Raw genomic sequence first — 15,805 nt, forward strand, 5'->3', positions numbered from 1 at the left:
ACAACATCAAGAAATCATTGGTCACCGCTGCGCTTGCCCTGCTTTCGTCATGGACAATGACAGCGCAGGATTATGCAGTGACAGTGTCCGAAAAGGACGAGCCGATGGCGCAAGGCAAGTTTGAGCCTACGTGGCAGTCACTGAGCGATTATGACGTCCCTGAGTGGTTCCGCAACGCCAAATTCGGAATCTGGGCGCATTGGGGACCACAGTGCGTTGAAGGCTCCGGCGACTGGATGGCGCGCGGAATGTATCAGGAAGGCTCCGGCGCATACAATCATCATGTGAAGAATTACGGTCATCCGTCTGAGTTTGGCTTCAAGGACATCCTGCCATTGTTCAAGGCGGAACGATGGAATCCTGACTCTCTTGTAGCCTACTATAAGGAGTTGGGGGCGGAATACTTCTTTGCCCTCGGCAACCACCATGACAATTTCGACCTTTGGGACAGCAAGTACCAGCCATGGAACTCAAAGAACATCGGTCCGCATCGTGACATCCTGGCTGAATGGGCGGCAGCAGCCAAGAAGCAAGGACTGCCGTTTGGCGTAAGTCTCCATGCCGACCATGCTTGGACATGGTATGAGCCAGCACAGCGATATGACCGCAACGGCAGCAAAATCGGTGTGCCTTACGACGGCAAACTGACAAAGGCTGACGGCAAAGGCAAATGGTGGGAAGGCCTTGACCCACAGCAGCTCTATGCGCAGAACCATGAGATGAGCCAAGGCTCATGGGCTGACGGGATGATTCACCGCCAGTGGGCATGGGGCAACGGAGCGTCGATGCCGTCGAAAGAGTTTGTCACAAACTTCTACAACAGGACGCTTGATGTCATCAACCGCTATAATCCTGACCTGCTGTATTTTGACGTTACGGCGATGCCTTTCTATCCGATAAGCGACTGCGGACTGAAGATTGCCACGCATTTCTACAACCACAACATGGCGAAGAACAAAGGAAAGCTGACGGCGGTGATGTTCGGCAAGATACTCACCGAGGAGCAGCGCAAGGCGTTGGTGTGGGATGTGGAGCGTGGCGCGCCAAACGAAATCGTCGATGACTCATGGCAGTCATGCTCCTGCATCGGAGGATGGCACTACAACACAGGCACTTATGAGAAGAACCGCTACAAGAAAGCCTCCACCATAGCGCGCCTGCTTGTGGACATAGTCAGCAAGAACGGCAATCTGTTGCTCAGTGTGCCACTGCGCGCCGACGGCACTTTTGACGAGAAGGAGAAAGCCATACTCGACGAGTTCGGTGCATGGATGAAGGTCAATCGTCAGGCAATCATCGGCACACGCCCATGGAAAGTGTTCGGCGAAGGTCCGATGGCGGAGAAGCGCATCAACCTTAACGCGCAGGGATTTAACGAAGGAGCGTACAACAACCTCTCGGCAGAGGACATACGCTTCACGAAGAAAGGCTCCACAGTCTATGCCATGCCGATGGGATGGCCCACAGACGGGAAAGTGCTGATACGCTCCATGGCAGGCGAGAAAGTCAAGCGCGTCACTCTGTTAGGTCACGGCAAACTCCCGTTCACCCGCACTTCCGAAGGACTTCGCGTCACTCTTCCGGAGAAACCACTCAACAACATCCTGCCGGTGCTTGAGATTAAATGATGCCTCGGCATGGCATTCGTTTCCTGAAAGGCAGAATATGTTAGGTAGCGTAATAGTATTGATTTTCAGACAGTTAATGTCTTAAAAACAAAAGGTAGCACTTCACCTTGCAAAAGGTTACCTTTCACCATACAAAAGGTAACACTTGACTTTCCGAAAGGTAACACTTTACATTGCGAAGTGTTACCTTTCGTTTTGCAGTATGCCAATGTTCTTCAATGTTTTCTTGTGCGGAAAGGTGTGTATGGTTGCTGTAATACTTGATATTTCCTGTTTCATTGCTCGTGATTAAAGTTTTCTGATTACCCAGCAGGGATTTCCCACAGCTACGCAACGTGCAGGAATACTGCGTGTCACGACACTTCCTGCCCCAACAGTAGTACCCTCACCGATTTCCACTCCGGGCAAAATGACAACACCGCCACCTATACACACTTTTGCTCCTATCCTGATAGGTCGTACTGACGCCTTTCCTTTTATCCGTTCTTCCGGTTCGGTAGGGTGAATGGTTGTATAGAATTTCACATCCGAACCAATATATACATCGTCGCCAATCTCCACGCCGCCTGCAGGCTGAAAAGTGCAGTTGGCATTGATGAACACACGATGCCCGAAGCGGATGCGGTCACCGCCATAGTTGCAGTGCATCGGCGGGGCAATGCTGACATCGTCCAACGGTTGTTGAAAAAGTTCTTTCAATACTTGTTTGTCTCCGGTCGTGTTGAAATGAATCATTGCCTTATGTGCTTCGCTTCTCAATGCTACCGGTTCTTTGTCCCAAGCCCGATATTCTGTTTCAGGGAGTAAGCCATTTTTGTTCTTGTCTGTGCTCATGTCATACTGTTTTTATACGTATTTGTTCCTGTGATTATTCCATTCTTTCAAACCGGACATTCACATCGCCGATTCCATTGAAGATACTGACATCTCCCTCCACATGTCCGATGGACTGCATCAGGAAATGTTCTCCATTCTGTGCATACATTATGACAAAACTATGCATAGGAGGATAATAGACAATCTCGCCCACCTTATAGCCACGTGTCCGTGCATTGTCTGCAGGTAGTTCTTCCGGAAAACGATAGCACATTTCCCGTCCATACAAATCCAGCATGGGTAAGGTTATTGGCAGTTTGGCGGCAAAGGCTTGAGCCGTGGCGTTGTCTTCAAGTGAAGCGGTCAATGTGTAGTTGCCCACTGTGATTTTCATTTTTGTTGTCATATTGTTCTCGTTTTTGTTATTATGCCCGTTTTCTTTCTCCGGAATTGCCGATGTTTCCATTCTTTCATCTGGTTCGCAGGCTGGCAGCGACATCATTATGCACATTGCCATAGCAAGAATTGATGCTTTTCTCATTGTTTCCTGTCTTTATGTCATTGATGTTTCTTTCACGATGCAAAATTACGGTATTTGTCGCAAATGCCCGGTAATCAAAACACAGTTTGTTCTGCCAATTTCAACGCCTGTCATCCGTTTGCGATGCCAATCCATTTTTTTTACTACCATTTTCCACGATTATTCTTTATTCTCGGTGAAAACAAGTATCTTTGCAGCAAACCTCTCGGGCGGATGATGGGCGACTATTCGTTTTTCTCCTATGAGACGAATGAGGCATTGCATCTCAGCCCGGTGGAGCGTCAGATCATCATGGACTGTTTTGGCAAAATCCAATATGAATTGAACCATCCGATAGACCGGCATAGCAAGAACTTCATCACGGACAGGCTTGCCTACTGTACAATATTGTGCAGACAAGTTGTGTCTTTCCCCTAATTATTTCAGCGATTTGTTGAAGAGAGAAACAGGTTTTACGGCTATGCGCTTCATCCATGACAAGATAATCGAGATTGCTAATACGGAATTGGTGTCAACCAATAATACGATCAATGAAATAGCCTATAATCTTGGTTTTCAGTACCCGCAGCATTTCACTCGACTGTTTAAGAGAGAGGTTGGATGCACCCCTAATGAGTATAGGGTGCAGATATGAGCATGTCGTATATCCTGCATTTTGATAAGCGGGTGAAGCACGAAGGAGTGTGCCTGCACCACATATATTTAGAGGGTATCTGTATTATCTGCATGTCCTTTATCTCTGAGTGTTCCCTCCGTAACAAACCCTCATGCAGATTTCTGTATGCATTCAATAAAATTGCACTTCTATCTTGAATGTATAATATAAAAATAGAGGAAAATAGAGGAAATTAAGGGAAAATTTCCTCTAATTCGATTTCTTTTATTATCTTTGCAGCGGAAATCTGTGTCTCTGTAATTATAGTAAACTTGATTGCGTCGTTTTGCATAATATTAGTACTCAAAAGATAAACGGTTATGATAGAATTACCTCCTTCAAAATCAACAAAAAGCGTAAAAGAAGCAGTTCGGCTGTTTAATGACCCCAATCTCAATGAGTTGTTTACGAAGATAGATAATGAATACATGTATTGGGACAGGGTGAAATATTATGCGCCCAAAGAAACATCTCCTGAGGTGCTTTGGCATGCTGTAAAGCTGAGAAGAAGTTTCAATACTGTAAACATAAGTTTTGGAAACTATCATTTCCATTTTACCATTACCGGGAAAATGCAACAGTTGCTTCATGAGTTTGACTTGAACTTTGGAGGAAATCTCGGTTCTGAGTGTGTCATACCGGAGAAAAGCCAGCAGCGTTATCTGATGAGTTCCATTATGGAAGAGGCTATTGCGTCAAGCAAGATGGAGGGGGCTTCGACGACAAGGAAAATAGCGAAGGAGATGTTGCGCAAACAAACAAGACCGACAAACAAGAGTCAGCAGATGATTGTCAACAACTATAATACGATAAGGTATTTGGTTGAGCACAAGGATGATGATTTGAGCATAGGACGGTTGCTTGAGGTGCATCGTTATATATCAACCAAGACGCTTGACAACCCTGCCATGGAAGGTGCGTTGCGCATTGACGACACAATTTGTGTGATGAATGAAATAACAGGAGAAGTCGTACACACTCCACCGCCTGCTGAGAATTTGGAGAGTTTGCTTGAGGAACTTTGCAGTTTCGCCAATACTGATGATGAGAACATTTTTGTGCATCCTATTATCAAAGGTATAATCATTCATTTCATGCTTGCTTATTTCCATCCGTTTGTTGACGGTAATGGCAGAGCCTCACGCTCTTTGGTTTATTGGTATCTTTTGAAGAAAGGATATTGGCTGACAGAATATCTTTCAATTTCGCGTGTTATATACAAGAATAAAGCACAATACGAGAAGGCTTTCCTTTATACAGAAAATGATGCGTTGGATTTGTCCTATTTCATCAATTTCAATCTGAATACGATGAAAAAAGCGTATGAGGACTTGAAGAACTATCTCCAAAGGAAAATCAGGGAGCAGCAAGATTTCTATCGATTCCGTGGATTTTGCAACATCAATGAACGGCAAGCGGAAATAATCAGAATATATTCCGATAAGCCTCAGACATTGTTAACGGCAAAAGAGCTGTCTGCTCGTTTCCCGATTACTGTAAAAACTGCCCGCGCGGATTTACAACACCTTGTAGACTTGGGACTTGCAGCAGAGTCGCCGGTTAATAAAAGAATGATGGGATATGTTCGTTCTGAGGAGTTTGAGCAAATATTGGAAGGGTTGACAAATAAATGAGGAAATAAAATTAGAGGAAATTTCCCTCTAATTTCCTCTAATTTCCTCTAATTAACATTGTAAACAACTAAAATCAACGAGACTTGTGTGCTTGCGTATATTTCGCAAATCAATTCTGTTTGTTTCTAAATAATAATATTGGTGTCGGTAAAAAACAATGACAAGCAACAAAGCTCTTGTATATCATCATCTTATGAGGTTTTTCTTCAAATGGGGGCTTGGGAACCACAAGAAATCCGTGGGTAGTACCCACGGCTACTTTCTTATAACCGCTGACGCGGTTTTCTGCACAGAAATATCCGGACATTACGTACACAATCAGAGATGTTTTTTGCGTTTTACTGGACACCAATAGAATAATAATTTACATCATGCTGATTTATGCGGATTTCGTAAGATTTTTTTCAAAAAAGTTTGGTGGTTTCAAACTGTTTTATTATCTTTGCACCGTCTTTCACAAAGACTATTTATTCATACATTATTAAATATATAAGAAATGGCAAGCAAGTTTTATTTTGAGATTATTTGTTCCACACTGCATGGCGGTGGGGCTTGCTGCTTCTTATATAAACTCTAAGCAATCAAGTTAGGAAAAAAGCAGCAGGGATTTCCGTGACAGCCACAACTGTGTCCTGTCGTCAATGAAATCCCTATTGTCCCGTCGGCTGCATGGGGCAAGAGGTGCGATTGTGCGTCTTTTTGCCGTGTGGCAGAGTTGAAGCAAGTTTCTCTCTGCTGCTCCGGTGTGGCGGATGCGTTCTTTGACATGATGGTGTATTGTTTTTTTTATGATTGTCGGGTAAAAACAAACATGATTGTAGTGCATTTATACTGAATAATAGATGCCTGAATGTGTGGCGGAGCCACAGTCTTTATGGTAACCCCTGACTTTAGTCATGGGGCTGGCAGTAGTCCATATATAATGTGTGGCAGCGCCACACTCCTTTATATCTGATATAGAGCGTATCTGAGCAGAGACTGGTAGCATAAAGGAGTGTGGTTCCACCACACAATACAGAGAGTATTCTTGTTGTCCCCACTGCTGAAGCAGGGGGGGACCATAAGGATTGTGGCTTCGCCACACCTTCTGAGATTTATGAATATGAATGATGCGCCACAGAAAACAATACTTTACGGGACTATTCCCATGATTGGCAAATTAATTTTGTGGACTAACTTAAAATCAAAGACATGACAATTTTGTGATGTAAGAGATAAGAAATGACTGTTGAAAATCAATTTCCAATAGTCACTTATGTGTATTTTCTTATAAGTTTATTAACCCTTAAAAACAATAATGATATGAGTAAATGTAACATTGTAATAAGCAACATGCGCGTATGTCCTTATGACGATGACAGCGAATTGGCAAAATCATTCGCTTTTGCCGATGATTTTGATAAGTGCAACCATTTTCCCCTTTCCTATAAAATGACAGCCTTGGCAGTCACCATGCGTGCCACAAACCTTGATTACGGCGAGACAGGAAAGAAGCCCCGCAGGCAACTCTTTACCATTGCCCTGAAAGAAAACGGGCAACTGAGAACCTCTGTCGACTTCACTCTCCATACAGCGGTGTGGGTGTACGAGGAAGACCCGCATGTGGACATTCCTTTGTCGGTTGACGACATAGACCCTAACTTGCCGTACACGCTGGAGATTGTCCATAAGAAGACAGGCGAACTGATGGCTTCGAAGACGATAGCTTTCTTCAGACCTGAGGTGCTGTCTGTGAAGCATATACAGTTTGTGGAGGCATATTTGGAGGAGGATGGTATGCGCTACCGTAACCTGTGCCTTGACGAGTGTGACAGGAGGAAACTTGTGATTTCTTTTGCGAATATGGGATTCCTGCCTGAGTGTATGCCGGAGATTGTCATCAAGATGCATTACCACACCAACACCGATGATTTGCAGATAGTTACTCTTGACCATCGGGGTGGCGACATGTACACTGCAGAGATAGAGGTGCAGCCGTGGTGCGAGAATCGTGGTGTGGTTTATGCTGAGGTGCAGCTGTTGGGGAAATGCATCGGTGGAGTCCTGTTTTCCTTGAACCGCAAGAAGGAGGAGGGAGTGTACAAAGACGAGGAGTTATTGCCGATAGAAGGTTACACAGCGGGAAAAGGCATTGAGATTATGGATGAGCGAATCGGCTCTTGTGAGTCAGAGGAGGAAAAGCCTGACCCACTGACGATGCTCGACCATTTGGTGGGTCTGGAGGATGTTAAGACAAAGTTGCGCGACTATTCTGTGCTGATGAACTTCTTCCGCATGCGCAAGGAAGGTGGTCTGCCTACCGCTATGCCGCCTCTCCATGCTCTGTTCCTTGGCTCTCCGGGTACGGGGAAGACGACTGTCGCCGGCATTATCGGCAGTATGCTTCACGAGATGGGAATGCTCTCAAAGGGGCATGTGGTGGTGAGGGAGCGCGCCACACTACTCGGGCAGTTTTACAGTTCGGAGTCGGAAAAGACGCTCGAAGCGTTGGAGGAGGCGCAGGGCGGCATACTCTTCATTGATGAGGCGTACCAGCTTTTCCAGCCCAATGATCCGAAGGACCCGGGAAGGTTTGTCCTCGACACACTGATGACTGCCTTGGCAGACGAGAAGCGCCGTGACTGGATGTTGATATTGGCAGGCTACACCGAACCGACACAGCAGCTTCTTACGCAGAATCCGGGACTGGCGTCACGCATCCCACGGAGCAATATCTACCGTTTTGAAGACTATTCCCCGGCACAGCTCAGTGAGATTGCGGAACGGTATCTTGTCAGAAACAGTTATGCCATGACTGCCGATGCGCAGCAAGCGATAAGGGCTCTCATGGCTATCGACTACAGCAACCGTGGCAAGGACTTTGGCAATGCGCGCCATGTGATGAATGTCATACAGACGGGTATCATACCCTCCATGGCACGCCGGTTGTCGTCGGTGGACGCTCCTACCGTGGAGCAGCTCACCACCGTCGTGGCAACGGATGTGCCACAACCAATGAAACAAAACCTTAACAAGCGTCGGCAAGTAGGATTTCCTACCTGCTGACGCTTTTTTTATGATAGGTTTCTCAAAGTCTTTTGTTATCTCTCGAAGAAAGGAAAGAATCAAAAGAATTTTCCTTTATGCATAGTAACCCATGCAATGGCAAAGCCGTTTCTTTTTTCTTTGTATTCTTCGAGCCATATCACTGAAAGGAAGCGTTCTTAGAGCCATAGAGATGTATGGTGAAATTTTTTATACCCCTATTTATACCCCTATAAGATTTGGAATCGCTTGTGGAATGTTGTACCTTTGCATAAGGAAAGCTGCACCTCAGCAATCAAGAACAAGTTCTATTGCGTTCGGTTTGCATTTCCTTTGCATAAGGAAAGCAACACCTCAGCAATCAAGAACAAGTTCTATTGTATTCGCCTTGCACTATCTTTGCGCTACCTAAAAAAGCAGGCTGCAGCAAGAAATCTTTTTATTTTTCTTCCATAAAACCACGTGTTTTTAGGCAATTATAACAATTGTACCCCATTCTGGAAACATATAAAAGATGAAATAACGGTTGTAACCTTATGTGAAAACATAAAAAATGCTATTATAAATAATTATGCGTTAACTTTGCAGCAGAAAAATTCACAAACCTAACAAATACGAAAGTGTCCGGTTTTTGCGGACAGTAACATTAAACATTACTCACTATGGAAAAGTTACAAAAACTGATGCGGAAACTGCATTGGCGCACGATAGCGCTGGTGTGGATGCTGCTCGGGGCTCTGACCATAAAGGCGGAGACCCTTACGGTGACAGGAACGGTGGTGTCGGCAAGCGACAACGAACCGCTCATTGGCGCGAGTGTGGTGGTGAAAGGCTCATCGGCAAGCACCATTACTGATGTGAACGGAAACTTCATGCTTGCCAATGTGGAGCGTGGGTCGGTGCTTACCGCCAGCTATGTTGGTTATAAGAGTAAGGAGGTAAAGGTCACCGGAACGAAACTCACAATAGCCTTGGAGGAGGATGCTGATGTCCTTGAAGATGTTGTTGTGGTGGGCTACGGTGTGCTGAAGAAGAAGCTTGTCACCGGTGCCACATCACAGGTGAAGGGCGATGACATCCAGAAGATGAACACCACCAATCCGTTGTCAGCCATGCAGGGACAGACTCCGGGTGTGAACATCGTGTCTACCTCCGGTCAGCCGGGAGCAACGATGAGTGTTACAATCCGTGGTCTTGGTACTGTGGGCAACTCCCAGCCTCTCTATATAATAGATGGTGTAGGCGGTGACATCACATCCCTTAACCCTGCCGACATCGAGCGCATCGATGTACTCAAGGATGCTGCCTCTGCTGCAATCTACGGTGCACAGGCTGCCAACGGCGTGGTGCTTGTCACGACAAAGAGCGGTAAGCAGGGAAGCTGCAAAATCACTTACGACGGATATGTCGGATGGCAGTCGGTGGGACGCAAGTTTGAGATGCTTAATGCAAGGGAGTATATGACTATCATGGACGAGGCGCGTCTTAACTCCGGAATGTCTCCTGTGGACTGGGCTTCGCTAAATTCCATACACGATGCCAACGGCAACATCTATGACACAAACTGGATAGACCAAGCTATTGAGGACGGTGCGCTGACAACAAGCCACAGCCTTGCCTTCACCGGCGGCTCAAATACCTCGACATACGTCATCTCAGGCGGTTACACAAGTCAGGACGGTGTTATCGGTGGAGCCGATGTGGCTGACTACAAGCGTTATAATTTCCGTGCCAACTCTGAGCACAAGATGTATGGCGACCTTATTACCGTAGGTGAGCATGTCAGCTTCGTGTGGCGTGACTCTCACGGCATGAACACGGGCAACATCTGGAACAACAACCTCCGCAGTGCGTTCTCGGCATCTCCGATAACTCCGGTTTACGATGCAGAAGGAAACTACAATTCCACAGTAAACTCCGATTGGAACGTGAACGACGGCAACCCTTATGGCAACATGATGGTCAACCGTTTCAACCGTTCACGCAACGCAGCACTTGATGCAAACGTATATGTTCAGATAGAACCAATTAAGAATCTTAAGTTCAAGACTGTCTATGGCATAAGCTACGGAACATCGGAGTACCGCTCTTATACTCCTGAGTACCAGTTCACTCCACAGAGTGCCAATGCCGAGAGCAAGGTCAGCCAGAGCAACGGCCACGGTCTCTCCATGGTATGGACAAACACCTTGTCTTATGACTTTACAATAGCTAAAGACCATAACATCAATGCTTTGCTTGGTACGGAAATGTCACGTTATGATGGCAATAGCAGTGGTGGTGACAATACCAGTCTGAAGGTCGGTTTCAACGATTGGGACCATGCTTATCTTGACAACACTGAGGGCACAGCAAACAAGAAAGTCAAGGGGGCGCCTTACGATGAGACACGCGGAATGTCCTATTTCGCACGCCTTGGCTGGTCATGGAAAGACCGCTATATGCTCAATGCCACAATGCGTGCGGACGGCTCTTCAAAGTTCGCCAAAGGACATCGCTGGGGCTATTTCCCTTCTGTATCTGCAGGCTGGACAATCTCTGAGGAGAATTTCATGAAGCCGTTGTCATCATGGTTTGACTTCCTGAAACTGCGTGTCAGCTGGGGACAGGTGGGCAATGCCAACATCAACTGCTATCAGTATCTCGCACCTGTCACAACGGAAAACACAAACTACAACTTTGGTGCCACCGGAGGACAGGAGGGTTGGGTGACAGGCTCTTACACAAGCCGCTTGGCAAACGAAGCCGTGAAGTGGGAGACATCCGAGCAGACCAACATCGGTATCGATGCACGCTTCCTTACGGGCAGACTGTCATTCACGGCAGACTGGTATGTGAAGAACACGAAGGACTGGCTGGTTCAGGCTCCTATCCTTGCGACAGCAGGAACAGGCGGACCGATTATCAATGGTGGTGACGTGAAGAACACCGGTGTAGAGCTTGCGCTGTCATGGAGCGACAAGATTGGCAAGGATTTCACTTACAGTGTAGGAGCGAACTTTGCCTATAACCATAATGAAGTGGGCAACATCCCGACAGAGGATGGTATAATTCATGGTCAGACAAATCAGATTTACAGCAATTCCGAGGAGTTCTACCGTGCAGAGAACGGTCATGCTATCGGATATTTCTGGGGTTATAAGACAGCCGGAAACTTCCAGAATCAGCAGGACATAAACAATTGGATAGCAGCCGGAAACGGAGTCTTGCAGTCCAATGTGCAGCCGGGTGATGTGAAATATGTGGATGTAAACCATGATGGCGTTATTAATGCTGATGATAAGGTGGACCTTGGCAACGGACTTCCTAAGTATACATTCGGTTTCAACTTCGGCATCTCATACAAAGGTTTCGACCTTAATGTTAACGCTACCGGTGCGGCGGGATTCAAGATTGCACAGTCATACCGTGACCCGAACTCATCACAGGCAAATTACAGTCGTGCAATACTCAATCGCTGGACAGGCGAGGGAACGAGCAATTTCATGCCACGCGTCACTTATGGCGATGTTGGCAACTGGATGTTCTCCGACCTTTATTTGCAGGACGGTGACTATATCCGCCTTCAGAATCTCACGCTCGGTTACGATTTTAAGCGACTTATCTCATGGAAGGGTATCTCCAAACTCCGTCTGTATGTTCAGGCACAGAACCTGCTGACACTGACAAAGTATGACGGCATGGATCCTGAAATCGGTTCTTACAACGGAACAGACGGCAATAAAAATGATTCATGGGTGTCAGGTGTGGACATGGGCTACTATCCTCATCCGCGTACATTCATCGTTGGTGTGAATGTGGCATTTTAGCAATGAGTGAAAAACATATATCAAAGAAGAATTAATAGTAAAGATTATGAATACAAAACATATATTCATTGGTGCTATGGCTGTTGCAGCGTTGGGGATGACATCGTGCAGCGATGACTTCTTCGACACTTCATCGAAGACCACACAGAACACGGAGACAGCTTATAGCAATCTGGAGACAGCAGAAGTTGCCCTTGTAGGCTGCTATGACGGGTGGCAGCGCACCATATCAGACGTGGAAGTTGGCATGTATTTGCTGGCGGAGTTTGCCTCAGAACAGGCTTTCGCAGGACTCGGCTTTGCCGATGCGAAGAACAATAATGTGCTTGACCAGTTTAATCTCAGTGTCGCACCGTCCTATAATGACCTGTTCAATGCTGACTGGACTGTTTATTACGCAGGCATTTTCCGTTGCAATCAGTTGCTTGCAAATGATGCAACTATCGATTGGAAAGGCAATGATGTGGCACGCGGTCGTGTACTCGGCGAGACACGCGCAATCCGTGCGATGCTTTATTTTGACCTTGTGCGTATGTTTGGTGATGTGCCTTTGCTTACTACTCCAAGTGAGGACAACCTGCCACGTACTGCTGCAAGTGAGGTCTATAAGCTGATTTTTGAAGACCTTAAATATGCTGCTGCCAACATACCTGCCAACGCATATCCATTGGAAAACCGCAACGCCAACGACGGACGTATCACAAAATATGCTGCCGAGGCACTTCTCGCACGTGTGTACTTATATTATACAGGGTACTACGGTGAAGAAAATCCTGCTTGCACAAAAGCAGAGGCTATAGCTGCCATTAACGATGTTGTGGACAATGGCGGTTACGAACTGGAGCCTAACTATGCAGACCTATGGATGCCGGCTTGTACCAAGGACGCTTCAAACGGTTCTGACTATGCTTGGGAGACTACTTATGCAGGAAAGTACTATAATGCAGACGGTTGGCATGCCGGACAGGGCAGTCTGTCAAAGGAGATTGTGCTCAACCTGAAGATGAACACCACCCATGACTATAACGGCAATGGTGACGGACTGGTATTCTCTGTTTACCTTGGTCCGCGCAACAAGAACAACACGTCCATCAGTATTGCTTCAGGATGGGGCGGATGTTCTGTGACACCTTATTTCGTAGAGAAATACAAGGATGACCCACGCTTCAATGCTTGCGTATGGGGAGTTAAAGAGACCGGTTTCGCTGCTGACATTAACGATACTTACGAATATACAGGTTATTACACACGCAAGTATGCTCCGATGTGCTTTGCTGACGGCACACGTCAGGAAGTCGGGTTCAAACTTGGTGAGCAGCATCAGAACATCACATACTATCAGGACTATACTATCATGCGTTATGCCGATGTGCTCCTGATGCACTCTGAACTTAACGGCAACAACAAAGGTCTGAACATGGTTCATCAGCGTTCCAACCCTGGCAAGTCACTTTCTTACAGTATTGAGAATATCCGCAACGAGCGTGCCATAGAACTTGCTTTTGAAGGCATACACTTCTGGGACATAATGCGTTACGAGAAAGACGGTGCATACGCTGCACGCGTCATAAAAGAGGCTCAGAACGGTGCAAAGGTTCTTAGCGGAGGTGTTGAGACTACAACATCATTTGATGAGAATAATTTCACATCAAAGAAAGGATTGATGCAGATTCCTAACACTCAGATTACACTTTCCGGAGGAGTACTCACACAGAATGCAGGATGGAATAATTAATCAACCAATAAATCAGAATTATCAGTATGAAACTAAAGAATATATTCAAATCATTTGGCGCGGCTGCTATCCTTATGATGACAGCCTGCTCGCCGGACGATTACGGATTCGGTAGCGCACAGTACACCAGTGACCAACTGGTGGCTCCTGACGCCTACACCGTGACTGTAGAGGGTAACAGGGTACACCTTGTTTCCAATCTTAAAGACTGCACACCACTGTGGATTACCCCTTCGGGACGTTCGCAGAATGCTGACTATTATCTTGATATGCCGTTTGCCGGAGACTATGAGGTGACTTTCGGTGCAGAGACACGCGCAGGTGCAGTTTATGGCGAGCCTTACAAGTTTACCATAGCACAGAACGATTTCTCCATGCTTAGCGATGAGAAGTGGGAGTTCCTTGCAGGAGGTGTCGGCAAGACAAAGAAGTGGTATCCTATAGCAAAGGATTATGGAGTAGGGCAGACTGTAGGACCTGTCACTTACTGCGACCCTAACAATGTAAGGAATGATGATTCCAATAGTACAGACCTTGCATTCCGTGCATGGGCGCCAAACTGGGATCCGGGCATACAAAGCTGGCTTATTCCGGCAGATGACCCATACATGACATCGTACATGGAGTTCGGTCTGAGCGCAACAGACGGTTGCACGGCAACAGTGTTCCGCAATGATGCCAACGGCGGCACGCTGATGAACGGAAAATTCGTACTTAACCTTGATGATAAGACGCATCCGGTAATCTCATTCAATGACTGTTATGCTCTGCACAGTGCAAATATGGATGACGCGTGTGCCAACTATACACAGGAAATAAAGATTGTAGAGCTTACTCCGTATTGCCTCCAGTTGGCAACGATGCGTACCAACTCGGAAGGACCGTGGTGGCTTGTATGGAGCTTTGTTTCAGAAGAAGTGATTGCTACCGATGGTGCTTGCATTCCAAAGGACGACCCTGGACTGCTTGAACCAACAGATCCTGAGCTACCGACTATCACTGACCTTGCAACAAACCTGTTCACAACAGAAATTCCGGGAGCAGGCATGGCTACATGCACCATGATGTCATTCAAGCTCAACGATGAGCAGCCTTATGATTGGCAGTGGTGGAACGGTGCAAAGTCAGCATGGGAGAGCGTGACCAAGGGACAGTTCAACGAGACATGGGCACCGGCTGCAAGCGGTGATGCTGTAGAGGATTTTGAACTTACGTTCGAGAAAACAGGCGACAATATAAAATATACTCTCGGCGATACTGAGGGCACATGTAGCATAGGTGAGAATACAATCACTTTTGACAAGGAGGTAACACTGCTCACTGCTGCAAGCGACAACCGCACAGTTGAGGTTAAAGGTAAGACATTCACAGTACTGAAGTGTGTTGCCGGTGAGGAAGTTCAGCTCGGTGTGCCTTCAAGCAAGGACGAGAATGGCAATACCAACTCTTATCTTGTTGCAAACCTTAACTACAAGCAGGTGGGCGGAGGACAGACAGGTCCGACGGTCGTGAAGTTCACTCCGGAGAACGTAAAGAACTATATCGAAGCCGATAAATATTTCCGTTGCCAGCTGTACAACCCGTGGGGCGACGGCATCAACCTCGTTGACCCGACAACAATAAAGGTCAAGAAAAACCAGAAGCTGTCAATAACAGTACGTCTGAATGGTTTCACATTCACAAAGCCTGCCAAGATGGTACTCTGCTTCAACCATGACGGCTATGCCGAGGAAAACTGGGAGCCTGATTGCTTCGATTACTCCCGTGCCATTGAAGTGAATGGGGACGGTACATACACCGTTTCCTGGATTAATGACACCGGCGTGACAAAGAACTGGGGTGACGGCACATCGGCACTGACAATCACCATGCAGTATGCAGGCTATGCTTCAGTGGAAGCCGATGCGGAAGGCGACTATAAGGACGCATGCACTGTAGAATCTATAGTTATTGAATAATAAAA

At 46.6% G+C, this 15,805-nt stretch carries 8 protein-coding genes and 1 pseudogene; 7 read left to right on the forward strand and 2 right to left on the reverse strand.

The features are described 5' to 3' along the window. The first annotated feature begins 56 nt into the window (after positions 1-56). Positions 57-1,628: an alpha-L-fucosidase gene (locus E5358_RS10830; RefSeq protein ID WP_422121076.1), complete on the forward strand. Its 1,572-nt coding sequence runs from the start codon at positions 57-59 to the stop codon at positions 1,626-1,628. 288 nt (positions 1,629-1,916) lie between these two features. Here E5358_RS10830 and E5358_RS10835 read toward each other — a convergent pair whose 3' ends face one another. Next, positions 1,917-2,462 (reverse strand): sugar O-acetyltransferase, encoded by a 546-nt coding sequence (locus E5358_RS10835; protein ID WP_135940206.1) that lies wholly within the window; start codon positions 2,460-2,462, stop codon positions 1,917-1,919. A 34-nt stretch (positions 2,463-2,496) separates the two neighbouring features. Beyond that, complete coding sequence (locus E5358_RS10840) at positions 2,497-2,985, reverse strand: cyclophilin-like fold protein (RefSeq protein ID WP_277821265.1); 489 nt, start codon at positions 2,983-2,985, stop codon at positions 2,497-2,499. A gap of 204 nt (positions 2,986-3,189) precedes the next feature. Between E5358_RS10840 and E5358_RS10845 the strand changes: the two are divergent. The 6 genes and pseudogenes from E5358_RS10845 to E5358_RS10870 form a co-directional block, all read left to right on the forward strand. Then, positions 3,190-3,619: pseudogene (locus tag E5358_RS10845) on the forward strand (helix-turn-helix domain-containing protein); the annotation flags it as partial. 341 nt (positions 3,620-3,960) lie between these two features. Beyond that, positions 3,961-5,274, forward strand: a complete 1,314-nt coding sequence (locus E5358_RS10850) for a Fic family protein (protein WP_135940207.1) — start codon at positions 3,961-3,963, stop codon at positions 5,272-5,274. 1,302 nt (positions 5,275-6,576) lie between these two features. Next, the gene (locus tag E5358_RS10855) at positions 6,577-8,319 is read left to right on the forward strand and encodes an AAA family ATPase (protein WP_168354646.1); all 1,743 of its coding nucleotides are present in this window, start codon (positions 6,577-6,579) and stop codon (positions 8,317-8,319) included. 701 nt (positions 8,320-9,020) lie between these two features. After that, positions 9,021-12,107, forward strand: a complete 3,087-nt coding sequence (locus E5358_RS10860) for a SusC/RagA family TonB-linked outer membrane protein (RefSeq protein WP_277821268.1) — start codon at positions 9,021-9,023, stop codon at positions 12,105-12,107. 46 nt (positions 12,108-12,153) lie between these two features. Further along, on the forward strand, positions 12,154-13,842 hold the full coding sequence (locus E5358_RS10865) for a RagB/SusD family nutrient uptake outer membrane protein (protein WP_135940210.1): 1,689 nt from the start codon (positions 12,154-12,156) through the stop codon (positions 13,840-13,842). 26 nt (positions 13,843-13,868) lie between these two features. After that, the gene (locus tag E5358_RS10870) at positions 13,869-15,800 is read left to right on the forward strand and encodes a hypothetical protein (protein WP_135940211.1); all 1,932 of its coding nucleotides are present in this window, start codon (positions 13,869-13,871) and stop codon (positions 15,798-15,800) included. Positions 15,801-15,805 lie beyond the last annotated feature (5 nt).

Source organism: Palleniella muris (assembly GCF_004792655.1).
Taxonomy (GTDB): domain Bacteria; phylum Bacteroidota; class Bacteroidia; order Bacteroidales; family Bacteroidaceae; genus Prevotella; species Prevotella muris_A.